The 25,416-nt window shown below is 41.4% G+C and carries 19 protein-coding genes; 11 read left to right on the top strand and 8 right to left on the bottom strand.

The window, feature by feature from the left end; all coding sequences use genetic code 11:
- The first annotated feature begins 154 nt into the window (after positions 1–154).
- Both ACHFIZ_RS10935 and ACHFIZ_RS10930 read left to right on the top strand, forming a co-directional pair.
- Positions 155–3,391: a SusC/RagA family TonB-linked outer membrane protein gene (locus ACHFIZ_RS10935; RefSeq protein WP_410885725.1), complete on the top strand. Its 3,237-nt coding sequence runs from the start codon at positions 155–157 to the stop codon at positions 3,389–3,391.
- A 26-nt stretch (positions 3,392–3,417) separates the two neighbouring features.
- The gene (locus tag ACHFIZ_RS10930; protein WP_410885723.1) at positions 3,418–5,196 is read left to right on the top strand and encodes a RagB/SusD family nutrient uptake outer membrane protein; all 1,779 of its coding nucleotides are present in this window, start codon (positions 3,418–3,420) and stop codon (positions 5,194–5,196) included.
- Between the two features lie 494 nt (positions 5,197–5,690).
- On the opposite strand, the gene ACHFIZ_RS10925 is transcribed toward ACHFIZ_RS10930, so the two are convergent.
- Positions 5,691–6,011, bottom strand: a complete 321-nt coding sequence (locus ACHFIZ_RS10925; protein WP_410885722.1) for a helix-turn-helix domain-containing protein — start codon at positions 6,009–6,011, stop codon at positions 5,691–5,693.
- A 189-nt stretch (positions 6,012–6,200) separates the two neighbouring features.
- Positions 6,201–8,720, bottom strand: coding sequence for a glutaminase domain-containing protein (locus ACHFIZ_RS10920; RefSeq protein WP_410885720.1), 2,520 nt, complete (start codon positions 8,718–8,720; stop codon positions 6,201–6,203).
- A gap of 320 nt (positions 8,721–9,040) precedes the next feature.
- Here ACHFIZ_RS10920 and ACHFIZ_RS10915 point away from each other — a divergent pair, with 320 nt between their 5' ends.
- From ACHFIZ_RS10915 to ACHFIZ_RS10900, 4 genes are all read left to right on the top strand, one after another.
- Positions 9,041–9,691 (top strand): DUF6266 family protein, encoded by a 651-nt coding sequence (locus tag ACHFIZ_RS10915; protein ID WP_410885718.1) that lies wholly within the window; start codon positions 9,041–9,043, stop codon positions 9,689–9,691.
- 82 nt (positions 9,692–9,773) lie between these two features.
- Positions 9,774–10,145, top strand: coding sequence for a hypothetical protein (locus ACHFIZ_RS10910; RefSeq protein WP_410885716.1), 372 nt, complete (start codon positions 9,774–9,776; stop codon positions 10,143–10,145).
- On the top strand, positions 10,064–10,660 hold the full coding sequence (locus ACHFIZ_RS10905; protein WP_410885714.1) for a peptidoglycan-binding protein: 597 nt from the start codon (positions 10,064–10,066) through the stop codon (positions 10,658–10,660). Before ACHFIZ_RS10910 ends, ACHFIZ_RS10905 begins: the two co-directional genes overlap by 82 nt.
- Positions 10,657–11,028 carry a hypothetical protein gene (locus ACHFIZ_RS10900; RefSeq protein ID WP_410885712.1) on the top strand — a complete coding sequence of 124 codons (372 nt, stop codon included), beginning with the start codon at positions 10,657–10,659 and terminating at the stop codon, positions 11,026–11,028. The genes ACHFIZ_RS10905 and ACHFIZ_RS10900 overlap by 4 nt, the downstream gene beginning before the upstream one ends.
- A gap of 245 nt (positions 11,029–11,273) precedes the next feature.
- On the opposite strand, the gene nirD is transcribed toward ACHFIZ_RS10900, so the two are convergent.
- Positions 11,274–11,621, bottom strand: coding sequence for a nitrite reductase small subunit NirD (gene nirD / locus ACHFIZ_RS10895; protein WP_410885710.1), 348 nt, complete (start codon positions 11,619–11,621; stop codon positions 11,274–11,276).
- Positions 11,606–14,182 (bottom strand): nitrite reductase large subunit NirB, encoded by a 2,577-nt coding sequence (nirB, locus tag ACHFIZ_RS10890; RefSeq protein WP_410885708.1) that lies wholly within the window; start codon positions 14,180–14,182, stop codon positions 11,606–11,608. Before nirB ends, nirD begins: the two co-directional genes overlap by 16 nt.
- Positions 14,183–14,368: 186 nt before the next feature.
- On the opposite strand from nirB, the gene cobA reads away from it, so the two are divergent.
- The 3 genes from cobA to ACHFIZ_RS10875 all read left to right on the top strand — a co-directional run bounded on the left by cobA (position 14,369) and on the right by ACHFIZ_RS10875 (position 16,349).
- Positions 14,369–15,091, top strand: a complete 723-nt coding sequence (gene cobA, locus ACHFIZ_RS10885; protein WP_410885706.1) for a uroporphyrinogen-III C-methyltransferase — start codon at positions 14,369–14,371, stop codon at positions 15,089–15,091.
- 159 nt (positions 15,092–15,250) lie between these two features.
- On the top strand, positions 15,251–15,775 hold the full coding sequence (locus tag ACHFIZ_RS10880; protein ID WP_410885704.1) for a sigma-70 family RNA polymerase sigma factor: 525 nt from the start codon (positions 15,251–15,253) through the stop codon (positions 15,773–15,775).
- 85 nt (positions 15,776–15,860) lie between these two features.
- Complete coding sequence (locus ACHFIZ_RS10875) at positions 15,861–16,349, top strand: ankyrin repeat domain-containing protein (RefSeq protein ID WP_410885702.1); 489 nt, start codon at positions 15,861–15,863, stop codon at positions 16,347–16,349.
- A 102-nt stretch (positions 16,350–16,451) separates the two neighbouring features.
- Here ACHFIZ_RS10875 and ACHFIZ_RS10870 read toward each other — a convergent pair whose 3' ends face one another.
- The 3 genes from ACHFIZ_RS10870 to ACHFIZ_RS10860 all read right to left on the bottom strand — a co-directional run bounded on the left by ACHFIZ_RS10870 (position 16,452) and on the right by ACHFIZ_RS10860 (position 21,816).
- Positions 16,452–18,671 carry a catalase gene (locus ACHFIZ_RS10870; RefSeq protein WP_410885700.1) on the bottom strand — a complete coding sequence of 740 codons (2,220 nt, stop codon included), beginning with the start codon at positions 18,669–18,671 and terminating at the stop codon, positions 16,452–16,454.
- Positions 18,672–19,111: 440 nt separating this feature from the next.
- Positions 19,112–20,647 carry an FAD-dependent oxidoreductase gene (locus ACHFIZ_RS10865; RefSeq protein ID WP_410885698.1) on the bottom strand — a complete coding sequence of 512 codons (1,536 nt, stop codon included), beginning with the start codon at positions 20,645–20,647 and terminating at the stop codon, positions 19,112–19,114.
- Between the two features lie 11 nt (positions 20,648–20,658).
- A complete protein-coding gene (locus ACHFIZ_RS10860) occupies positions 20,659–21,816 on the bottom strand; it encodes a zinc-dependent alcohol dehydrogenase (protein ID WP_410885696.1) in 1,158 nt (385 codons plus the stop codon).
- 177 nt (positions 21,817–21,993) lie between these two features.
- Here ACHFIZ_RS10860 and ACHFIZ_RS10855 point away from each other — a divergent pair, with 177 nt between their 5' ends.
- Entirely contained in the window at positions 21,994–22,359 is a 366-nt protein-coding gene (locus ACHFIZ_RS10855; RefSeq protein WP_410885694.1) for a DUF892 family protein, read from the top strand.
- On the opposite strand, the gene glgX is transcribed toward ACHFIZ_RS10855, so the two are convergent.
- Positions 22,343–24,475, bottom strand: coding sequence for a glycogen debranching protein GlgX (gene glgX, locus ACHFIZ_RS10850; protein WP_410885692.1), 2,133 nt, complete (start codon positions 24,473–24,475; stop codon positions 22,343–22,345). The genes ACHFIZ_RS10855 and glgX overlap by 17 nt on opposite strands.
- A 436-nt stretch (positions 24,476–24,911) precedes the next feature.
- On the opposite strand from glgX, the gene ACHFIZ_RS10845 reads away from it, so the two are divergent.
- Positions 24,912–25,328, top strand: coding sequence for a hypothetical protein (locus tag ACHFIZ_RS10845; protein WP_410885690.1), 417 nt, complete (start codon positions 24,912–24,914; stop codon positions 25,326–25,328).
- Positions 25,329–25,416: the final 88 nt, after the last annotated feature.

The raw sequence follows: 25,416 nt of genomic DNA, 5'->3' as shown, positions 1-25,416 counted from the left end.
ACAGCGTTACCAAATCATTACCCTTTCAACAAAGTTATGTAACGATACTATTAACATCATCAGGAAAAAGCTGTCCAACTTAACGTAGCGTTTGAATAGGCTTATCCCTTACCTAACATGCCTCCTATACTTTTGCGATCAAATTGAGAAGCGTATGAAAATTGAGAAAACTACAAGATTTATTAAGGCCTTCCTATTGTTGTCGTTGCTATTTGCTTGTTTTACCGGCTATGGGCAATCTAAGACAATAACGGGTACTGTAAATGATAACGAAAATAAGCCCTTACCCGGCGTAAATGTGAGTATAAAAGGTGCAAAAGTACAAGCTGTAACAAACCCTAATGGAAAATATACACTTCAAAATGTAGATGAAAAGGCCACTATCGTATTTTCCTTCATTGGATTTTTGACCAGAGAGGTAACGGCAGACAACAAGACAATCATCGACATAAAGCTGGAAGCTGATGCTAAGACGCTGAATGAAACTGTGGTAGTAGGCTATGGTGTTCAAAAAAAGGCAAACCTGACTGGTGCAGTCGATCAGGTTAGAAGTGATGCCTTGCAAAACCGTCCAATTCCTAACTTGACCCAGGGACTTCAGGGAGTGATGCCCAATTTAAACATTAAAATGCTGGATGGTAAACCAACGCAATCACCTACCTATAACATCCGGGGTACAACTTCAATCGGACAAGGTGGTAGTGCACTGATCTTGATCGATGGTTTTGAAGGAGATCCCTCTTTATTAAACCCCAATGATGTTGAATCTGTATCCATCTTAAAGGATGCAGCATCAGCAGCAATTTATGGTGCCCGGGGAGCATTTGGAGTGGTCCTGATCACCACAAAAAAAGCGGAAAAAGGACGCACAAGCGTATCGTTCTCTACAAATTATGCACTGAAAAGTCCCTTGCAAACACCTGACTTCGTTACAGATGGCTATCTATGGTCGAAGATGTTCGCAGAAGCATTCGTAAACGGTGATGGTGCATTTCCTCAAAATGCCAATAAGACACAGAAGTTCTCTCAGGCTTATCTTGATGAGTTTAAAAGAAGAGTAGAATCCGGACAGCCTTACAATCAGGTTGAAGTTAATCCTACCACAGGGGAATATACCTATTATGGAAGTACAGACTGGTATGGCGAGCTGTATAAAAAGAACACAGCGGCAGTTGAAAACAACCTTTCTATTAGTGGTGGTGGCGATAAGTCCTCTTTCCTACTGTCAGGCCGGCTGCTTAATCAAGATGGTTTATTCAAGTACAACTCCGATGATTATGATATGAAGAATCTTCGTGCCAGAGGAACAGTTCAAGTATTTCCATGGTTGAGCGTGGAGAACAATGCCGATTTCTCCGTTATGAAATATCACAATCCAATTAATGTTGGTGAAGGTGGTGGTATTTGGAGGAACATTGCTGATGAAGGCCATCCTACGGTGCCGATGTTAAATCCAGATGGATCATTAACTTTTACCAGTGCCTATACCGTTGGAGATTTCTACTATGGTAAGAATGGTATTGACACAAAACGACAAGTCTTCAGAAACATTACCGGCTTAAGATCTAGTTTTTTTGAGAACAAATTTCGCGTAAATGCTGATCTAACGTTTAGAAATACAAATAATGACACAGACACTAAGCGTGTTCAGGTACCCTATAGCACTGGAAGAGGTCAGCTTGCCAGCGTAGGCACAACGACTAACGATCTTACATTTGACAAAAGAGTAACACAATATATTGCTACGAACGTGTTTGCTGAGTATGAGCATACTTTCAAAGAAAGTCATTACGTGAAACTGATGGCCGGTTATAACTTTGAACAATCCACTTATAACAGGTTAGCGGTGCAAAGAAATGGGATCATTTTTGAAGATGCAAAAGACTTAAACCTAGCTCTTGGCCAAGCCATCACAACGGGTGGAGGCTACGAGCAGTGGGCAATTATGGGCGGTTTCTCCCGCTTAAACTATTCATTTAAAGATCGCTATCTGGTAGAGGTGAACGCACGTTATGATGGCTCCTCAAAATTCCCGTCAAATCAACGTTACGGTTTCTTCCCCTCTGTTTCTGCAGGCTGGAGAATCAATCAGGAACCTTTCTGGAAGGTATCTAACGATCTCATATCTGACCTAAAAATAAGAGCATCCTACGGATCTCTAGGAAACGGAAACATTAACTCCTATGTGTATCAAGAGCTGTTCAATATTAGTCAGGCGCCAGGTATACTTAGTGGAACCAGACCTCAAACTACCAGACAGCCGGATGTATTACCGGATGGAATTACCTGGGAAACTTCTACAACAACAAACATTGGTCTGGATTTAGGGATGCTTAGCAATCGCCTTACCCTATCAGCAGATGCCTATGTGCGCAACACAACTGATATGTTCACCGTTGGATTAACGGCTCCAGCTGTCTTCGGAAACACCGTTCCAAAGGGCAATTACGCAGATTTGCGTACCAATGGATGGGAAGCTTCGCTCTCATGGAACGATATGATTGGCAACTCGAGTAAACCGGTTAAGTATACTATTAGGTTAACGCTTGCCGACAATAAATCAAAGATCACGAGATACAACAATCCCGATAAATTGCTTTCTGATTATTATGTTGGTCAGGTAATCGGTGAGATCTGGGGATATGAGACAGAAGGTTTCTTTATTGATCAGGCAGATATTGATTCTCATGCAAAACAAAGTCCGCAGATGAGGGCCTCTCCTACTAACATCTGGTACCCAGGAGATATAAAGCTCCGGGATCTCAATGGCGATGGTTTCATTAATGTCGGGAACAACTCTGTGTTGAATTCAGGCGACAGAAAAATCATTGGTAACGCTGCTCCAAGGTATTTGTACAGCGTCAACCTGGGTGCAGACTGGAACAACTTCTTTTTCTCCACTTTCTTCCAGGGTGTTGCAAAACAGCAATGGTATCCAAGTACAGAAACGGAGATGTTCTGGGGACAATACAACAGACCCTACAACAACATTCCAACATTTCAGGTGGGTAACATGTGGACACCTGACAATACCAATGCTTATTTTCCCAGAACAATGTCGCGTGCTGCTTCGAGCAGTACCAATAGAGAACTGGGGGTTGCACAGACTAAATACCTGCAAAATGTTGCTTATGTAAGAATGAAAAACATTCAAATTGGATACAACCTTCCGGCTAGGTTAGTCAGCAAAATTGGTGCAAGAAATGCAAAAGTATTTTTCTCCGGAGAAAACCTGTTTACTTACTCACCGCTATATAAAATTGTGAAAACAATTGACGTAGAAAACGCGGTGCCGGCTGACAGAGACTTAAATAACAATCCAACAAACGGTGATGGTTACAACTACCCCTTGCTTAAAAGCTATTCGTTGGGACTAAGCATTGGTTTCTAAATTTTAAACCTACAAAATCAACAATCATGAAAAAACAATATATATGGATCCTGCTAAGCTGCATCGGTTTTACAGCCTGTAAAAAACTGGATCAAGAACCTGAATCTACGGCATCTAAAGCGGTGGTATTCGGTAGCGAAAGTGGATTGAAGTTGTATACAAATTCATTTTACGGAATGGGTTTTCTTCCTAAAAACGCTACAACCGGGGATGAGATGTCTGACTACCTGGCGATCAGGTCTGTGCCTACATTTTTGCAACCGGGAGCATTTGCAGCTAATTTAAGCTCGGGATGGACCTGGACTGATTTAAGAAATATAAATTATTTTATAGAGAATTGTAACGATCAAAGCGTTCCCGCAGCCATCAGAAATAATTATTTGGGTATAGCAAGGTATTTCAGGGCATACTTCTATATGGAAAAGGTGAAAAGATTTGGGGACGTACCATGGATTGGGAAACCGCAAAACATCAATGATCCGAACCTGTATGCCGGTAGGGACAAACGTGAGCTGGTAATGGATTCTGTATTGGCTGACATCGATTTTGCTTGTGCAAATATTAAAGCTACTAATGATCCTACGCGGACTACGATCACCAAGTATGTCGCCTACGCTTATAAATCAAGAATTTGCCTTTTTGAAGGTACTTACAGGAAGTATCATACGGAACTGAACTTACAGGCCAGCGCAAATAGTTGGTTAATTAATGCAGCTGCTGCTTCCAAAGAAATTATGGATAAAGGTGGTTATTCTATTAATATGACTGGTGGAGCGGGCAATTCTTATCGTCAAATATTTACAAGTACAGCTCCTGTAGCTGCAGAAGTTCTACAAGCTGCTGTAAGTGATTTAACCCTTAATGTGTTAAATGATGCAAACTGGTGGTGGACCAGTGGAACCTACGGTGCAAAGGCTAGTTTTACCAGAACTTTTATCAATACTTATTTAAAAATTGATGGTACTCCATTCACTAATGACCCTGCATATAAAACTATACTATTTAAAGATGAAGTAAAAAACAGGGACTTGAGATTGAAGCAAACGATACGCTCAGGCGACTATAAAAGAATTAATAATGGCGTACAGGTTCCTGCGCCACCGGTGTTTTCTTACACATTTACGGGTTATCAGCCTATAAAATGGACGTTAGACGACATGTATTATGATGCTGGAGCTTTGAACATCAATTCTGTCGCATTGTTCCGCTACGCTGAAGTGCTATTGAATTATGCGGAAGCCAAAGCAGAACTCGGAACCTTAACTGATCAGGAATGGGCAGCTACAATCGGCGTGTTGAGATCCAGAGCAGGAATTACCGGAGGCATATCTGTTAAACCCATTATCGCAGACCCATATTTGATTGCGAATTACTTCCCGGGCATTACCGATGCAACTATCCTGGAAGTGAGAAGAGAAAGAGGTATTGAGTTGAGTTTAGAAGGTCATCGTTTCAGCGATATTTTAAGATGGAAAAGAGGACCATTAATGGGCCAGGAATGGAATGGTTTCTATGTTCCTGCACTGAATACTCCATTAGATCTCAATGAAGATGGCATACTTGATGTTGCCTTCTACCAGGGTGCAAAACCTACACCTGCCCTGGCGGGGCTGACCTATGTGGATGTGTCTGCAACTTTAGGTACGACGAAAAATTCTCAACAATTGAAGAACGGAACATCTGGTGAATTAATCTGGATGAATGAAATAGCACGTAAATGGGATGATAAAATGTATTACTACCCAATCCCTCAGGCTGATCTTCAGAAGAATCCTGCTTTAGGTCAGAATCCGGGATGGAAGTAATGTAGTAGTTTAAAAAAACGGGGGCATAATCTCTAAAGACTAAAATCCACCGTTTAAATTAACGCTCTCGGGTTAAATGTAATACATTCTTTTTTTCTGTACAACTATTTATTTTTATTCTGCTGGTTGTCGCCGGATAAAAAGTGCGTATTTGCCAGACAGACGATCATTTTGTTTATAGAACTTGTTCAGCTTGCGAAAGGAGACCATTAAGAAATGACGATGAGGGGGGCAATTACTCAAACTGGTAAGAAACTTGAATTTCTACCCTCAATTTGGCGTTTTATTAGGACTTGGACAACGAAAAGTCGGCTCACCTGGGATTAAATGTTGATCTGGTGTGGATGGTGTAGACGCTACGCTGCTATCTACGAAATCGGCGGATGATCCTTACAAGCGACTCTTTGATATATCGCAGTCAATGACCTACTATAGGTACAATTTTTTGGCGAGGTTGGTTAACCTAAGCGCGGTATTTTATCAATAGAAAATAGTTAGTCTTGCTGTTGACGCAATAAGCCCGAGTAGCGCTCAAGCAAATCAATATACTTATTCTTCCAATATTCATCATCCCGGATCTCGGCGTCAGAAGCAATGAGTTCCGGATCCCTTATAATAGCTGTGGGCAGATCTGCAGTAAAGTCATACTCAATAGCCTCGGCAATCCTTTCAAGAACTCCGGATTCCAACGCAGGTTCAGCAAACCAATTGTACATCGACCTTTGATCAACCCCAATTGCATTAGCTAATTTGCTAATATTAAGACCTTTCTTTCTAATTACTTTCTCGAGTAACCGACCCATGTGTATCTCCATCAATAATTTGGCTACTGAAAGAGATTAATAATAAAGAAATTTATTTGTTTTAAAGCAACCATCATTTGTTAATGAACAAGTATAATATTTTAGCATATCCGTATAAATACTCAAATAAGTACGTATAAAACGCAAAAATAGTTTTGTTGCAAAAGCAAAGGGCCCTATTGTTTTCGGGCTCTTTACTTGTTATTTCCCTGATAATTTGTCAGAAAGCATCTTCATGTAAAAGCCTCCAACAACGCTACGTGCCTTAAAGTTATCACGTATGCCTGTGTTTGAATCGTAGAAATCGTTTAATGGAACTCTCGATTCTGTCTCGATAGCATGTTTATAAACTGGGTGCACCAATGCTTCAAAATCTTTCTGGTTACTCGTAAAAGCTGCCGTCCATAAAATCCAGTCATTTTTTGTGTACGCCTTTCTGCTGTCTAGTGGCAAACCGTATTTATTTTGTTTAGTTGCATAATACTTGATCTCCTTATCATACACCTCTTGTGGGAATAGGTTTAGTTTTAAAACTTTATCCCATACCAGGTTATATTTTTGGCTCCAGGTATTTTTATCATCGAAAGTTAGTGCATAGTGGTCCCCTGCATTAGCCATCTCCATCCATTTTGGAACCATGCTTTCTGCGATAGCCCTGTATTTTTTAGCAACATCACTATAACCTAAAGTCTGTGCCATCTGCGCGTAGCAGGCAATACCAACGATAGCTTTCACAGATAAGTTGGCATTTCTGGCCAGGTGACCAGCGAAATCATCCGTACATAATTGGGTTTTAGGATCCAAGCCTTCTCTCGTCAGATAGTCTGCCCAAGTTGTCAATGTTTTCCAATGCTTTTTAGCATAGTTTGCATTTCCTTCCGCTTTTGCAATCGCTGCTGTTAAAATGATCATGTTACCCGATTCTTCTACCGGCATCGGCTCTCCATAAGTCTGACCGTTTGCCAATGGATAAGTACCTAAGTCATGTGCAGCCCAAGGATGAGGATATTTTCCGCTTTCACTAAAATAGAATATACCATTTAACATTCCCGCTAATAATTGAGGGTTATAGATCAGGTACAATGGCGCTGATGGATAAGTAACATCAACGGTATTGATAAAGCCACCACTGTTGTTCTCTTTAGATAACCATAAAATTTCTCCATGTTGACTTTTCACCAGCGTATGCGCTGCGATACTTTGACGGTAGCCTAATACACATAGATCTGCGTACTCTTTACCACCAGATTTCAGGGCATCAGCATAAAGACTGGTGTTGAAAGCCTCGCATTTCGCGATTACCGATTTGTAATCGTTAGCAGCATCTGTCAGTTGTCCTTCGATAGTTTCTTTACCTGAAGTATTCCACCATGGCCTAAGGTTTTTATTAAAGTATTGAACGGAATAGATCTCGTCATAAGCAAGTTCCATGTACTTCTCAACTGGCGCTTTACCAACAGTTCCAAAAGGAATGATGGTGTTTAGTGCTAATGATTTGCCTGTTTTTGCAGTAGAAGTGACATTGCCTTTTCTGAAAGCATTAGTAGCATCTTTTTGTGAAGTAATGAATTGGATCGCTGCCGCGGACCTAGGCGCTGCGACGTAGAAATAGCCCCAGTCTATGCGCATGTCGTCACTTGCTTTTTTCAATATTGGTTGCTCGACTGTTCCGGTCTTCAATACCGAGAGTTTTGCTGTGCTGTATTTGCTTGCGGTAACCTCTTGTGAAGGTCTGTAAACTGCGATATCTGAGGAAGCACTTAAATATACTTTTACCTGATGTGTTTTGCTGTCGTTCGCCTGAACTTTATAGGAAACATAGGAAACCGGACGCGCAAACAAGCCAAGGTCATTCATCAACAATGGCGAGGTGAAGGTTAATTTAAGGTCCACCTTGCCGCAGGTAAAGTTGTAAATGGTTTGAGTAGCGTTGATGTCTACGCTTTTTTGCTTAGCCAATTGTATTGAGGCAGCGTTGTCTTTTTCTTTGTCTACTAATCCGAAATCAAGGAAACGACCACCTGCGGTATTAATCAGGTGCAGAGCGATTACGTTTTTGCCGGCCTTAAGCTCTCTTTTATCGCTATTGCTTAATGCGATGTATTGAAAATTGTTGGTCCATCCTTCTTTGGTGTAAACCTTTTCCCCGTTCAGGAAAAGTTCAATATTGTCGTCATGGTTGATTTTCAGGAACAGTTCGTTGATGGCGGATGGATTAGCGACATCAAACGTTCTTCTTACCCAGATATCGTGCGATTTCCACGGAGTTTTTGCTGTTTTAGAATCGTCACCTATTGGTGCGAAACCAGTTTTCCAGCTGCTGGCATTATAATCAGCAGCTTTCCAATCGCCTTGAGGTTCAGCTTCTGTATAGCTTACCTGATAGGCTTTTTCATCCGAAGCGGGTGTAACGGTTTTGAAACCTGGAGTTTCTTTGCCCAGGAAGCGGTAAATGTTACCATCTACATTGATCATCCCTACTAAGGAATGGTCTGCACCTGTCCAGTGCGCTGTTGCGGATTCGTTGAGTTTATCGGTACTTGACCAAATACTGAAATAGGTGTTATGGGTGATTAGTGGGTAGGATGGTGCTTTTCTATCTTGAGCATTGAGGGTTGCGGTTAAAAAGACAAGGGTTAGTAAAGCCAGGCTTTTTAGTTGTTCAAGATTTAGGTATCGGCCTTCGCCAGCATGACGAGAGGGTATGGCATTCGTTTTCATTGATTTTATTTAGGTGTGTTTTTACAGCTGGTTATTGAATTTGAGCGTGAGGGTGAAAGGTTAACAAATCGCTAAAATATAAAAATTTCTTGTATAAGGACTATTAAAAAGCACCAAAATCAACTATTTTCAGTTTTTTTTTATTCTGTTTAAGGGCTATTGAAACGTGATTTCGAGCTCCAAAATGAGCAGTATGGGGACCCCCTGGGACTGCCACAGATTCTTACAAATGGTTCTCTTTGTGGCATGCAAAATAGGAACATCCTACTAGCAAGAGGCAAGGAGTCTCGATCATTACACATAGTTAAACCCCTTACAAAATGGGAATTATTAGAGGAGGAGTCCTGGGAGGCTTCCGTAACAAAGCAGGCGCAGTAGTAGGTTCGTACTGGCGTACATTAGACGTGATCAAAGGCCTCCCGCGTATTAGCGGAAAGGCACCCACACAATCGCAGATCGATCAGCGTGCAAAATTCAAACTCGTGGCCAGCTATTTTGCATGGATCGCTGACCTAATCAGTGTTGGCTACAAAGCCTTGAGTAAAATTGACACTCCAATGAATGTGGCAGTTTCTTATCACCTTAGAGAAGCGATAGTCGGAATAGCACCGAACTTTAGTCTTGATTACACAAAAGTGATGTTTAGTCAAGGCAGGCTAAAACTTCCCTACAGCAATGGAGTGACCTCTAATGTTGTTGCTGAAATCGATTTTGCCTGGTCGACTGAAGTGGAGAAAAAAACCACTTACAAACTGGGCAATGACATGCTGTCCATATTGGTTTACAATCCTACACGGTTTGAATTTGTGACTTTGCATAGTGTTGTCGAAAGGTCAGCAGGCACCTATACCTTAAGTTTACCGGCTGAGTTTAGCGGAGACGCCGTGCACTGTTACATCGCTTTCAACTCTCTTTCGAGAAAAGATTTTGCGTCTATAAGCAAGCATGTTGGTTTAGTGACTGTCCTTTAAGATTGCTGTAAAAGTTTGCGGGCAGCTGTTACCCATACCAGCTGCCTGCTTCTTTAATTTTTAACCCTTTAAAATTCAAAAAATGAATACACTAAATGTCTACAGATCCCGGCTGAGGTTCTGGGAGATGACTAAATTAGCAATCTTTGCTCTGGCACTTGGCTCCTTATGGATTGCCATGCAGCAGGTCAATTGGAATACGGACTTGACGATGGGTTACGTAGATCCATCAATATGGATGCTGATCTTAATTGCCCTGGGTTGCTTTCTACTGATTATTGGCCTCTCGGCCTGGATTATGCTGCGACTGTGGACTGTTGTTGGTTTACCTGCTCCTCAAAAAATTATCTCACAATTTAACTACCTCGAATCATGTCAAAAATTAAAGTTTTTATTTGCTGCCTATGCCTTGCTATTGCTTGCAGGAGTTGGGTGCTTGGTGGCCATATGCTAAATGCTAACCGAGGGGAGGGCTACAACATCCTTTCCACGGTAAGAAGAGATGATGCAGGAAAGATTTTACCCCGGCCTGCGCGATTGATTCCGATTGCACTTGCGGAACTTTGGGTTCGCGAAGAAACGGGTAAGAACGACGGGAAGCGTGTGGAAGAATATCTGGCTGCCGTAAATTTGAAAAAAGGCGATCCGTATTGTGCCGCTTTCGTTAGCTGGGTGTTTAAGCAGGCGGGTTACGGATTACCCAGGACAGGTTGGGCACCCTCCCTCTTTCCTACTTCGCGGTTGGCCAAAGCTGCTGTTCCAGGAAACGTCTTTGGTATTTACTTTCCAACGATGAAGAGGATTGCGCATTGCGGACTAGTGGTAGGTAGTCGCAGCGACTGGATCACCACCGTTGAGGGGAATACGGATGCGTCGGGAGGAAGAGAAGGCGGAGGTGTTTATCAAAGGTTGCGGCATAAAAAGAGTATCAGACTATTTTCTGACTGGCGCCAAGATGTTTTGAGATGAGAAGACTATTGTTGATGGGCTGCCTATGCCTTTTGAGTTGTTCGATATTTCAGCGGACTGCGAAAACCAAGGCGGTAGAGACTGGGGAATTGGAGAAGATTGTGGACTCAAGAAGTCTGATTCTGAAAACCGCCTTAAGAGAAACGAACACTTTGACCTATAATCCGGATGGGTCTATTTTACAGTTTCAGCAGGTACAAGAAGAAATAGCCCAATCACAGGCGGTACAGGTGTTGGCTCAGGAAAAGTTGCGCTCAAAAAAAGAAGCGGTAACGAAGGAAGGTGTGCCTTTAAAAGGTTGGGTATGGTTTTGTGCTTTTGTTTCGATGCTGCTTGCCGTGGTCGCCTACCTTAAATTCATCAGGTAACAGCATTGGCATGATAGTAAGGGCGACTGGAAAAGGCCCATGATCTGATTGACTAGCTCGAGGATTCTTATTTTGCTAGCTTTAACTTTAATAGATATTGAAAAATCATGTAAGGGCAGCTTTAGATTTTGGCATCATCGTTTGGTTTGGTTATATGGTATTAGATAAAATTGGTTCTTTGGCTTTTTTGATGGCAGGGTTAATAATTGCGCCTGCAACTCTTTCGGTGATTCGTAGTCCGTATTTTATTTGTTTGAGTTCAATCCTATATATACATTTCCGTTTTCCACTTTGACCGGATAGGTTCTTATCGCACATTCATCACCATTGAGACATTCTCCAGTAGCTAGTGAAAAAGTTTTTTTGTGAAATGGACAGGCCACTTTAGGCTCATCAGTAGTGCTACCAATCATACCTCTGCTTAAGGCCATTTGTCTTTTGTGCGGACATTCATTCTGCGTGGCATACCATTTATTACGCCTTGTGAAATGAAATAATGCGATTTGCTCGTCACCATGTTTTACACATACACCACCGTTCTCAACCGCATCCTCGATGCGACATGCTGTAATCCAGGTTAGGCTTTGTTCCATTCTTCTGTCTTTTTTTGTCCTCTCATTTCTACGAATTTTATTGTTGGGTCTTTCTCGTCCGGTACATTTACAAAATGGCTGAACCGTTTGCGGATGGCAGGATTCTCCACCGCTTCTTTCCATTCACATTTATAGGTATCTACCAGTCTATCTACTTCCGACTCCCAGGTTTGAGCCATATGAAGACTATCGTTGACCACTACATTTCTTAGGTACTCTATTCCCCCCTCCATCTTATTTAGCCAGGTTGCAGTGCGGGTTAAGGGGTCTGCAGTACGAATATAGAACATCAGGAATCGGTCTATATATTGTATGCAAGTATCACTATCAACATCCGTAGCCAACAACAGCGCATGTTGGGGTTTGCTGCCTCCGTTTCCACAGACGTAAAGATTCCATCCCTTTTCTGTGGCAATGATTCCGAAATCCTTACTTTGTGCTTCTGCACACTCCCTGATACATCCACTTACCGCAGATTTGAATTTATGCGGTGCCCGTATTCCTCTGTAACGTTCTTCAATCCTTATGGCAAAACTAACACTGTCATGTAATCCGAAACGGCACCAGGTACTGCCTACACAACTTTTTACTGTTCTTAAGCCCTTCCCGTAAGCATGTCCACTTTCAAAGCCAGCTGCTATTAATTCTTCCCAAATTATTGGAAGATCGTTAAGATGCGCACCGAACATATCGATACGTTGTCCGCCGGTGATCTTTGTGTAGAGGTTGTATTTCTGTGCCACCTGTCCAATTACAATAAGCTTTTGTGGAGTGACTTCACCGCCTGGAATCCTAGGGACGATTGAATAGGAACCTCCTTTCTGGATATTGGCAAGAAACCTGTCATTGCTATCCTGCGCGGTATCATTGCCTTTTTTGAGGATCATTTCATTCCAAAGGCTGGCTAGAAGGGAGGAAACCAACGGTTTACACACCTCACAACCGTCGCCTTGCCCAAGTTCATTTAGCACCCCATCGTAGCTTTCCAATTTGTGAATATGAATGAGGTCATAGAGTTCCTGGCGGCTATAATTCAAGTGTTCGCAGATTACGTTCTTAATGTATTTCCCTTTAGCTTTCATGGTAAAAAGTAAGAGATCTTTAACCATCGGTACGCAACCGCCGCATCCTGTACCTGCTTTGGTGCACTTTTTTACAGCGTCAAGTGTTTCACAGCCCTGGTGATCTACTGCGTTACAAATGTCCGCCTTGGTCAAACCTTCGCAGCTACATATCAATGCGCTATCTGGGAGAGAAGCCACTCCAGCCCCGGCACTTTCAGTCCCTCCCCGTACTCCAATGATCAGATCTTCGGGATTTGGAGGTAATACAATTTTGTTGTTAACGGTTTGCAGCAGCATATTGTATGCTGATGCGTCACCGATTAATACACCACCAAGGAGATGCTGCCCGTCATTGGTTATATTAATTCTTTTGTATACACCTTTATTCCGGTCTTCAAAAATGATAGACCGACAATCGGGCTCTGAAATGCAATGATCACCGAAACTGGCTACGTCCACCCCAATAAGCTTGAGTTTTGTACTCATGTCAAAGCCATTAAATGCCTTTTCAGCAGTACTTTCATTATTGTATTGCGACAGAAGGTTTGAAGCTACCACTTCAGCCATCTCGTAACCAGGAGCGACGAGACCATAAATCATTTCATCAAATAAAGCACATTCCCCAACGGCATATATATTTGGATCACTGGTTTGAAGTAGTTTATTTACGACTATCCCGCCTCTGGGGCCTATTGCCAATCCACAGGCTTTAGCGAGTTCATCACGGGGTTTTATACCTGCAGAGATTACAAGCATCTCTACTTTTAGATCGCTCTCGTCGCTAAATTTTAATGCGGAAATTTGCTCCTCTCCCACTATAGCTGTAGTATTCTTGTGTAAATGAATTTTTAACCCAAGAGACTTTAGTTTTTCTTGAAGCATTTCACTTCCGGCTACATCTATCTGCCTCGGCATAAGTCTGGAGGAGAATTCAATGACGTTGGTTTCTTCTAGTCCGAGGTCTATTAAGGCCTTCGCTGCTTCTAAGCCGAGCAGACCCCCACCGATTACCGCAGCTGTTTTCGCCTTTGTAGACCAAGCCTTTATGAGTTCCAGATCCTCTATAGTTCGATACACGAATACACCATTTTTCTCTATACCCGATATATTTGGGACAAAGGGTGCAGAGCCAGTGGCTAAAACCAACACATCGTATTTAATAATATGGCCAGCGGCAGAGTAGACCAATTGTAAACTTCGATCGATCCGTACTACCGGATCGTTTAGGTAAAGCAAAATGTCATTATCTGCATACCAATTGCTTGAAGACATTGACAAATCTTCAGCAGATTTGCCGTTGTAGTATTCGCTTAAATGGACACGATCATATGCTCTAATTGACTCTTCACCGAATATAATCACACTAAAAAAGGATGTTTTGGCTATTAGTTTCTCGCAAAACTTATATCCCACCATTCCATTACCAATTATAACTACCCTTATTTGTTTTGAGTGAATTTTCATATGTACATCTTCATTAATTAAGAGACCTGACATGTTTTGTAGACGATAAACACAATATTTATCATCGAAAAAGATAATTACATCACAATATTATCAATTTATTATGATATATATCATATATTATAATACAAAATATAAAATAATTAGCATTTTTACATACATAATTAACTAATAACAGGATTATGGAAGATAATATCAACGAAACAGGCCTATATTTAATTGGATCTGGACCAAGGAGACCCAGAATTAATGACATTAAAGGGTGTAAATATTTTAAAAAGAGCAGACGCGATACTTTACGACAACCTAAGTAGCAAGATTTTACTCGAATACGCACCAAAGGATTGTATTTTAGTTTACGTTGGTAAAAAACCTTACGAAAAGCACAATTCGCAGGAAGAAATCTATGAAATGATCAAGTTTTATGCTACAGATGGCAAAATAGTGGTGCGACTGAAGGGCGGAGATCCATATATATTTGGAAGAGGATATGAAGAAATGCTATTTGCAGAAGAGAATGGAATAAAAGCGCATTATATTCCTGGGATAAGTAGCATGCAGGGTGCTGGATTAAGCAATATCCCTCTAACCCATAGGGGTGTAAGCGAAAGCATTTGGATGATTACAGGAACAAAGAAAGACGGATCCCTGTCTGCAGACTTACAATGTGCAATGAATAGCGGAGCAACAGTAGTCATTTATATGGGAATGAGAAAACTTCAGGAGATTTCCAGCGCCTATATACGTAATGGGTTAGGGTCTATGCCTGCGGCTATTATTCAACACGCCAGCTTGCCTCAGGAAAAACAGGCAGTTTGCATGGTGAAGGATTTACAGGAAGTGGCGCTGCAGGAAAAATTAAGTCACCCTGCAATTATTATTATCGGAAACGTAGTACAGGTAAAAAAGGCAATCAAACACTCATTATCCATTGCGTCGTAAGCGTAATTTATCCTGAGCAATATTTAATACGAAAAAATTTATTGCTTTAAATACGGATTTTATTGGTGATTTATACTTATTTAGAGTTTTGTTGCAAAAAAGCTTTGGCATGGTATGCGGTTTGTAGATGAAATAATTGTAAAACTTAAACTATTCGCCATGAACACCTTATCATTAGACGATCAAATTTGCGCACAAAAAAGTTCATTAGATCTTTTCGCTAGAAAATTTACAACCGACCTTGAAGACGCTAACGACTTGGTTCAAGATACTATGATCAAAGCCATCAGGTATGGAAGTATGTACAAAGAAGGAACCAATTTAAGAGGGTGGCTATACACGATTATGAAAAATACATTCATTAACAGTTATAAGAAGGTTTCGAGAAAAAACAGCATAATGGACACTAGCGAAGAGCTTTCATCAGCCCAATTGAAGAAAAGTGCTTCGAACAATCTAGGTGAGAATAAATTTATGATGGAAGACATTAATAAAGCAATGCAAGGATTGCAACCCGAGTACGCAATTCCATTCCTAAAATACTTTGAAGGTTATAAATACCACGAGATTGCAGAAGAGTTACAAATACCAATTGGCACGGTAAAAACTAGAATACATATGGCCAGACAAGTACTTAAAGGTAGTCTAAAGATGTATGCTAAAGAGTACAGGAAGTCGGCATAGTCTTCCTTGTAAAAGTTCTTTATGAATAATTAGTTTTGAGCTGGTCCCTGACCACCTTTTTTTTTGTTATACTTTACACTACATCATGGTTAACGCAATAGAAGTGATCATTCACGCAGCAAGATTGGGAAATACCGAAGTTTTACAGGAACTCATCAGGAGAGGTGCTGACTTAAATGTACAGGACGAAAAGGGCTATTCCCCATTGATTATTGCCTGCTACAACAACAGGTACGATGCAGTCGAGCTTTTGTTAAATAACGGCGCAAAGATCGATCAGCAGGATTTTGGTGGCAATACTTCATTAATGGGTGTTGCATTTAAAGGGTACTCTGAAATTGGCAAGTTACTTATTGAAAAGGGTGCTTCGCTGGATTTACAGCATGGCAACGGTGGAACAGCTCTGATGTTTGCAGCAATGTTCGGGCGTAATGAACTGTTGAAAATGTTACTGGACGGCGGCGCTGATGCAACTGTATTAGACGTAAGGGGCTTATCGGTTTTCGATTTGGCTGCACAGCAGGGTAATCTGGAAGGGATCGGGATTTTGGAAGGCGGGGATTTAAAAAAATAACGTCATCCTAAATTTATTTCCGGATCTCGGAATTGGTAGGCGCGAGGTCCGGAAATAAATTCAGAGTGACGATGTTAGGCGCTTAAGCATTCATAAATACAACTACGCTGGCACTTTTCTAGGCTTCTCCCGTTCCCAAAATCTGTGTTGTGAAATCGCTTTACTGAACTGTTTAGCTATCCTTGCAGAATCGCTTGAAACCACTATACCTTCTCTCAACACAATTTCATCCGTATACTCTTCTGGCAATTTTTTGCTGAAATAGGTTGCCTCTAACACTTGAATCGCTTCCTCATGAGCCGCAATAGCTTTGCAATGCTTAAATGCTTCATTTAAAAAGTGAATAGCGTCCGCATCGGCTTCCACCGAAGCCACACTATTTAATCCTCCCGGAACATATACTGCATCGAAAAGTACAGAAGCAGCAGTCAGGAAACTTTGATCAACAGGAATTTTCGCATCATTTTCAGCAATAATGAACCCCAATCTTGGCGCAATCACTTCAATAACGGCGCCCTCTCCCTCTAATGCAGATTTGACCGTTTTCAATGACTCCTCATTTACACCATCCGCAGCAAGAATTGCGATCTTTCTGCTGACAATGGTGTTCTTTATTGTATTTACCATACTCAGTGCTTCTGAAAATTCTAATGTCCCTTGCACTTGTATAGACTCGTATTTATTAGGGTCGCCATCAGCAGGAATACTTTTGTTTAACGGTCTTTCCGGATCTTGAGGAACATGCAGTCCCAAACCATACGCGACGGCCGCAGCAAGATTGTCGTCAATTTGATTCAGTATCCCCAACATGCGTTCACGTATTACTACAGTTTTAACTTTCCCCAGTTCAAAAGTCAAGGCATCGATGATGTGGTTTTTTTCTGGATCGGATTGACTATTTAAAAACAACCTTGCCTGACTGAAGTGATCGAAGAAACTTTTACTTCTTGCCCTAACCTTACGTGCATCAATTCGTTCTGTGTAACTCGTGAAACCACCTTCTGAAGCTTTCGCTTGAACTGGATCATTCCCTCCCAATGAATTTGGATTGTAACTGGCTTTACCTTTATTTATGGTTTGGCGCATGTGACCATCGCGTTGGTTATTGTGCACGCCAACTATTGGTCGGTTGATAGGTATTTCATGGAAGTTCGGGCCACCAAGACGGATCAGCTGTGTATCTGTGTAGGAAAATAACCTGCCCTGCAATAAAGGATCATTTGTAAAATCAATGCCAGGGACAACATGACCAATGTGGAACGCTACCTGTTCAGTTTCTGCGAAAAAATTGTCAGGATTTCGATTCAAGGTCATTTTTCCTATTCTTTGCACCGGAACAAGCTCCTCAGGAATTAATTTTGTGGAATCTAAAAGGTCAAACTCAAACTTGAATTCATCTTCTTCTGGAACGATTTGAACACCTAGCTCCCATTCGGGAAATGCACCGGATTCGATATTATCCCAAAGGTCTCTCCGGTGAAAATCAGAATCTTTCCCTGAAATATTCTGTGCTTCATCCCATGCAACTGAGTGGACACCCAACAATGGTTTCCAATGAAATTTCACAAAGCAAGCTTTTCCGTGCTCATTGATAAAGCGGAAAGTATGTACACCAAAACCTTCCATCATTCTCAGACTTCTTGGCAAAGCGCGATCGCTCATTACCCACATCACCATGTGCGCGGATTCTGGCATTAGTGAGATAAAATCCCAAAAGGTATCATGTGCCGATGCCGCCTGGGGAATCTCATTGTCAGGTTCGGGTTTAACAGCATGGATAAGATCTGGAAACTTGATGGCGTCCTGTATAAAAAATACGGGCATATTGTTTCCAACCAGGTCAAAATTACCTTGCTGAGTATAGAATTTAACAGCAAAACCGCGGACATCTCGCGCCAGATCTGAAGATCCACGAGAACCTGCAACAGTACTAAACCGTACAAATACCGGAGTCTCCGTTTCTGTATCATTTAAGAAGTTTGCTTTGGTAAATGCCGATTGTGACTCATAAAGTTTGAACACGCCATGAGCACCAGATCCTCTTGCATGAACAATGCGTTCGGGGATGCGCTCATGGTCAAAATGGGTGATCTTTTCTCTTAGGATAAAATCTTCCAGCAAGGTGGCGCCACGCTCTCCGGCTTTGAGAGAATTCTGATCGTCATTTATTTTCAAACCATGATTGGTGGTCATGAATTCACCTGTAGCATCCGCGTTGTATGGCATTAATTTTTCAGTTTTTTCGTTCTCTGGCTGCGGAACCAACTTTTTATCGTAGACTGCTTGAGTAGCAAGCTTTGATGGGGATTGTTTTTTTGACATTTGTTTATTTATTATGCTTCTTCGGCAGCGTTATAATTGATGACAATTTCTGCGATCTTTGTATGAATCATATTTGCGTTGTCCTCTTTTGAAAGGGTTTGACTTAAATGATCATCGACCTCATTTACCCGTGCATGATTGTAAGTTGTACCAGGCCGCCATAACTGACGAACTGGTACCCCCTACGATACGTTCTCCCTTTTTCGAAATCTTTTTCATGACATCGCACTTCTTTGCTTGTGCTTTTTCGCCCAGTAGATATCTTTGGTTCTCAAGGAACAACTTCATTAATGCTGGCTCTGCTGTTCCAGAGGTTTTGTTGCTGAACTTTGGTTGAGGTGCTTTTCTCTCAGTGCTTTAGATAGATGTTCTTGTAAAACAACAACAATCTTGTAATGTTCTAAAAATTTTATTATCAATAAATTATTGATTTACTGATTCTACTCAATCTGGATCTGTACCAAATTTTTCGTGGGTGGTCCAGTGAGCACTTTTCCATTGATATCAAAACGACCTCCGTGGCAAGGACAATCCCAGCTTTTTTCTGCATCATTAAACGCCAGAGTACAGCCAGCATGTGTGCAAATCGGACTTAAGGCCGTTACTTTTCCATTCTCATCTTTATATATTGCAACTTTTTCGCCTTGTAGTTCAACGATAATTCCTTTTTCTCGCTGAAGATCTTTTAGTGATTCCAACTCTTCTGCGCCAAATCTATCGGCTACGAAATGCCAGACAAAGTCAGCGTTTTCCTTAATGAATTCTGAGAAGCCTGCAATCGGTTTGATGCGCAATGGACTATACAGATCGGCGTATTTGTTCTCAACATCCAGTATCTGGTCGCTAATAATTTTTGCTGATAGCGTTCCGAATATCATTCCATTGCCATTGAAACCCGTGGCGACGTAAGTATTGTCTGAGCCTGTTAGCAGCCCAATGTATGGCAGTCCATCTACAGGCACATAATACTGTGATGACCATCTATAGGAAACTGATTCTACCCGATAATATTTATTTGCATAAGCTTCCAAATTTTCAAATGCTCTTTTAGGATCTTCATGCCCCGTTTTGTGGTCTTCCCCGCCTACGATTAAATATTTTTGCCCTTTAATCTCATGGGTTCTGAAATAGTGGTAAGGCTCTTGCATATCGTACGACAAGCCCGTTGGATAGGCATCATTTTTTAATTTAATACCCAGCACATAACTACGGTATGGCGCACAGCTAAAACTAAATGGCGTGATTCCAGGAGGTACATGCGTGGCCCAAACCAAACTTTTGGCTACAAGCGATTGATTTCCAATTTTTGCAATGTGGCCATAGTTTTCTGACTTAGTTTCCTCAACGAAGCTGTTTTCTAAAATTACTCCCCCAAGTTTCACAAATTCCGAGGTCAGGGCATAAGTATATTTTAGAGGGTGAAATTGGCCCTGATCAATGAAATGAATCGCCTTCTGGAATGGAACAGGCACACCGTTATCCTGATATTCGATCACATTTATACCTGCTTTTCTGGTAGCTTCCAAAAGCTCGGTAAGCTGTTTTGTTTCCTTTTCTGTTTCAGAAAACAGATATGCCCCTTTGTATTCGAAATCACATTCTATGTGGTACAAATCGATAAAATCCTTTATCATAGCAAAAGATTCCTTTCCAGAGGATGCTGTCAGTTTTGCGGCCTCTTCACCAAAATCAGTTTCAATAGCCGCATATGTAGCATCAAAGAAAGTGTTTAAGTGTGCGGTCGTGCCACCTGTAGTACCATAACCAACAGTTCCTGCTTCAATTACGACACACTGCTTTCCTGCTTTCTGTAACATTAAGGCCGTCGTGATCCCGGTTATACCTGCACCAACAATAATCACATCATAAGTGGGGGGAAAGTCTGTATCCGCTTTTGAAATACTTTCCACATCGGCAACTTGCCATGGACTTTGGGTATAGCTGTCTCTAGAATTTATATGCTCCGTATTTTTCATTTTAGAAAAGATTAAGGTTTAAGTACAACTTTTATGCAGTCATCTTCTTTCTCATTAAATATCTTGTACGCATGAGAAACTTCGCTCAATGGCATAGTGTGGGTAATGATATCATCCAACACTACTTTTTCTTCCTTAACAAGGTCAATTAATTTGTCGATATAATTCAATACTGGTGCCTGACCCTGCTTGATTGTTAAACCTTTATCAAAGATTCTATATAGGGGGAAGTTATCGTAAGGGCTGCCATAGACACCAAGGATTGATACTGTCCCGCTTCGGCGAACAGCCTCAAAACACATTTCAAGTACTTTAATGCTTCCTTTTTCAAAGTTCATAGTGGCTTTTAACTTATCTATCAGCGTACGCTCCGGTTCAAAACCTACGGCGTCAATACAAACATCTGCACCGCGACCGCTGGTCATCTCCCGGATTGCGGCAATGACATCTACTTTATGAGGGTTGAGTGTGTCGACCTTATTTACTGCCCTGGCTTTTTCTAGGCGGTAATCAAGCGGATCAATTGCAATAACACGGCTTGCTCCATTCAACCATGCCGCCTTTTGCGCCATTAAACCAACAGGTCCAGAGCCAAAAATTGCGACTACCTCGCCACCTTTCAACTGCGCCCAGTCAACGCCAGACCAGCCCGTTGGGAATATATCTGTAAGAAATAGTGCTTGCTCATCAGTGATGTTATCAGGTATAACCCTCGGACTAACATCAGCATAAGGAACACGAACGTATTCTGCTTGTCCACCGGAATAACCTCCATAAAGATCCGTATAACCAAAAAGCGCTGCTCCTTTTTGATCCATCATGTCTCCATTGGGACCATAGTGTTTATAGTTTGAGTTTTCACAACTTGGCGATGCACCAAGGTTGCAGAAGAAGCAATGACCACAAGCAATTGGAAAAGGTACGATGACACGATCGCCATGCTTCAGGTTTTTTACCTCTGCGCCAACTTCTTCTACAATTCCCATAAACTCATGGCCGATTACCATGTCTGTAGTTTGTGGAACGGCGCCACTGAGGATATGAAGATCAGAGCCGCAGATTGCTGTGGAAGTAACTTTTAAAATAATATCTGTTGCCAATTCGATTTTTGGATCTGCTACCGTTGTGTAGCTGATATCTCCCGGTTTGTGAAATACTGCTGCTTTCATTGCAATGATTTTCAAAGTTAGATGATGGAACAACACTTTGCTTTTTAAAAAAGTTTGGAGAAATGTAAAGAGAATAAAAAGGAGGGTGCAGCTCATCTTAATTTAGTTCATGCAACAACCTGCGCCAAATACCTAAACTTTTAAAAAATTAAACAATTTTAGCTACCTAAAGGGATATTGCGTCTTCTTCTACTAAGCCAACCGGCAAGGCTGGTAAAATGGAAAATTCGGAATTTCACGAATTCTTCGTGGATAATCTTCTGGGCTGAGAAACACCTTGCAAAAGCACAAACAGATAATACTATTGAAAATACCAATTCAAGAACATTTGTACGTGATGCGGGATTAATTCTAGCTCCACAAAAAGCTGAACATTATGAAATCGCTACTTATGGTACGCTAAGAGTATTCGCAGCGAATATGAAATACACTGAAGTAGAGAGATTATTATCGCAAACTTTGGAGGAGGAAAAGATAGCTGCTGTTTCCTTAAAAGTTGACAGCAATATTCTTATGTCAGGATGCATTAATTATTCTCCTTAATTGCGCTTGATGCATTCAGAACGATGATCGAGCGGCCTGCGACATGAATGTTTTCTAATGGAAAATATCTTTTGAATTCATCGAGACTGGAGTCTGAAGTATTGATCACATTGTGCCACTCCATACCATATATGGCTGGAGGCAATTTAAAATCAAGGCCCTCATGGTGGGCATTGAAGATAACATAAAAATTATCATCAAAGATTTTTCTCCCATGATTATCTCTGCTTTTAATCCCTTTCCCATTAAGGAAAACTGCGAGCGACTTGGCAAAATCCTGGTCCCAGTTGTGGTCTTCCATTTCTATTCCTTCAGGAAGAAACCATGCAATATCGGTTATGCCAGAACCCTTGATTGGTTGTTCTTGAAACCACCTTCTTCTACAGAAGGCCGGGTGAGCCTTTCGAAAGTTAAGGAGCTTCTTGCTGAACTGCAACAAATCCTGATCGGCAGCTTTCCAATCTAGCCAGGAGATCTCATTATCCTGACAATAGGCATTATTATTTCCATGCTGGGTTCTTCCCATTTCATCTCCTGCTACCAGCATTGGAACCCCTTGGGACAGAAATAAGGTAGCAAGCATATTTCTCTTTTGCTTTTTTCTAAGTTGATTGATGTGCTCGTTATCAGTTTCCCCCTCAACCCCATAGTTGGACGAACGGTTATGGTCTTCGCCGTCCTTATTGTCTTCACCATTCGCTTCATTGTGTTTATGATTGTAGGTAACGAGATCATGAAGCGTAAAGCCGTCGTGCGCGGTGATAAAGTTAATACTGGCTGTTGGCCTCCGATTGTCATCCCGGTATAGGTCAGGACTGCCTGTAAACCTGGAGGCAAATTCACCAAGCATTTTATGTTCACCCCTCCAATAGTCACGAATGCTGTCTCTAAACTTTCCGTTCCATTCTGCCCAGCCTGGAGGGAAGTTTCCAACCTGGTAACCGCCATGACCAACGTCCCATGGCTCCGCGATAAGCTTAACCTGCGAGATTACCGGATCCTGATGGATAATACTAAAGAAAGCCCCAAGCATATTGACATCATCCAAGCCCCGGGCTAACGTAGAAGCAAGATCAAAGCGGAAACCATCAACATGCATCTCCATAACCCAGTACCTTAGGCTGTCCATCATCAGCCTAAGAACACTCGGAAAATGGGCATTTAGCGTATTTCCTGTACCTGTGTAATCCATATAAAACCTTTTATCAGCAGTTAACCTATAGTATTCGGCATTGTCAATTCCTTTAAAGCTTAATGTTGGTCCGAGGTGATTTCCTTCTGCTGTGTGGTTATAGACTACATCAAGAATAACTTCGATTCCTGCCCGATGGAGTGCCTTGACCATATCCTTAAACTCAGTTACTTGTCCACCCATTGTTCCTTTTGAGGAATACTTGGTGTCTGGAGAGAAGAAGCCGATGGTATTGTAGCCCCAATAATTGTTTAGGCCTTTCTCTACAAACATATTATCATTAATGAACTGGTGGATTGGCATTAATTCTATAGCAGTTATGCCGAGAGATTGTAGGTGATTTAAGATTACAGGATGGGCAATGGCAGAGTAGGTACCTCTGATTTCCTCTGGAATATCCGGGTGGAGTTTAGTCAGCCCCTTAACATGAGCTTCATATATAATGCTTTTATGATAACTGGTGTTTGGTGCTTTAACGCCTTCCCAATCATAAGAAGGATCTATCACTACACTCTTTGGAACGAAGGCTGCACTATCCAGTGTACTAAAAGTAAGGTCATCCCTACCTGTTTCATAGCCGTAAAGAGATTCGTGCCAATTTACAGAACCAGAGATTGCTTTGGCATAGGGATCTATTAGGAGCTTATTGGGATTAAATCGATGCCCGTGTAGGGGGTCGAATGGGCCATATACGCGAAAGCCATAGCATTGGCCGGGAAGAATACCAGGTATGTATACATGCCAAATCTGACTGGTTCTTTCGAAAAGATTGACAACGATGTGGTTTTGATCATAATTTTCTTCGAACAAGCAAAGTTCCACTGCTGTTGCATGACCTGCATAGATTGAGAAGTTAACTCCCTTCCCATCCCAGGTGGGACCCAATGGATAAGGGTGACCCGGATACAATTCCAATTCTGTCATAGTAATCGAAGTTTGAGAACAAATAAAGATCTATTGCTTTATCTTCAACAGCGGTTTTAAGGCAATTGTTCTGGAACGGTCTATTTAACGGCAACTACTTTGGAGGGAGAATGATTTTTGACAGGGTATCCTCCAGATATGCCTTAGTAATCTTAAGTCTAAACTGCTTTATTAGTTTCCAATTATAAAAAGTACTGATAGTAATAAAAAGCACTACGATTGCATTAATAATAAAATGTGCCCTTTCTGTAGCAATAAAATTTATGACCATAATCTTGGTTTAGGAAACAGCAATCTCTGAGAGATATTTGATAAAGAACAACTTTTTAGCCGATTATTTATTTTCATTTTAGAGTTGTATGCAATGAGAAATAGCATGGAGGTTGGTTTTAGAAAGTTGAGCCATTTGGCAAACCTAAAATCTAAACTCTTTATTATGAACACAGACCAATTAGTAGCAAACACCTACCCGCTAACGGCATCAGGAATTAACGATGTAATGAAAAACATCCAAGAAATGCCTCCATTCGAACTAAAGGCTGAGGCAGTTGAACTGGCAGCTGACTTTAAAGGCTGGATGGCAGCGCACTTTGAACTGACTGCTAAACAGTTAGTATTCTTGAATGGTATCGATGAGACCACTACAACCCTTACTGCGCAGGCATGTAGTTTTGCTTTGGCGAATGGGCTTCCCATTTACCTTGAAAAAGGTGTGAAATCGATGATCGAAGAAGAGAAGCCACAGATGAAGATCATTAGGGCATTGAGTAACCTTAACGCGAACTCAGGAAGCGATGGCAACTTTTCTGTCGGTGGTTATGTAACTATCCAGATTAGCTACGTTTCACAGTAAAATTTAATCGGTTGCGGAAGTCACATCCGTAACCGGTATTTCTATCGGCTATGTTGGAACAGGAAGCAGCTCATCTTTGCTGTTTTTT

The organism is Pedobacter sp. JCM 36344, assembly GCF_046546555.1.
In the GTDB taxonomy this organism is placed as follows: domain Bacteria; phylum Bacteroidota; class Bacteroidia; order Sphingobacteriales; family Sphingobacteriaceae; genus Pedobacter.
This window is presented reverse-complemented; position numbering and strand designations above follow the sequence as displayed.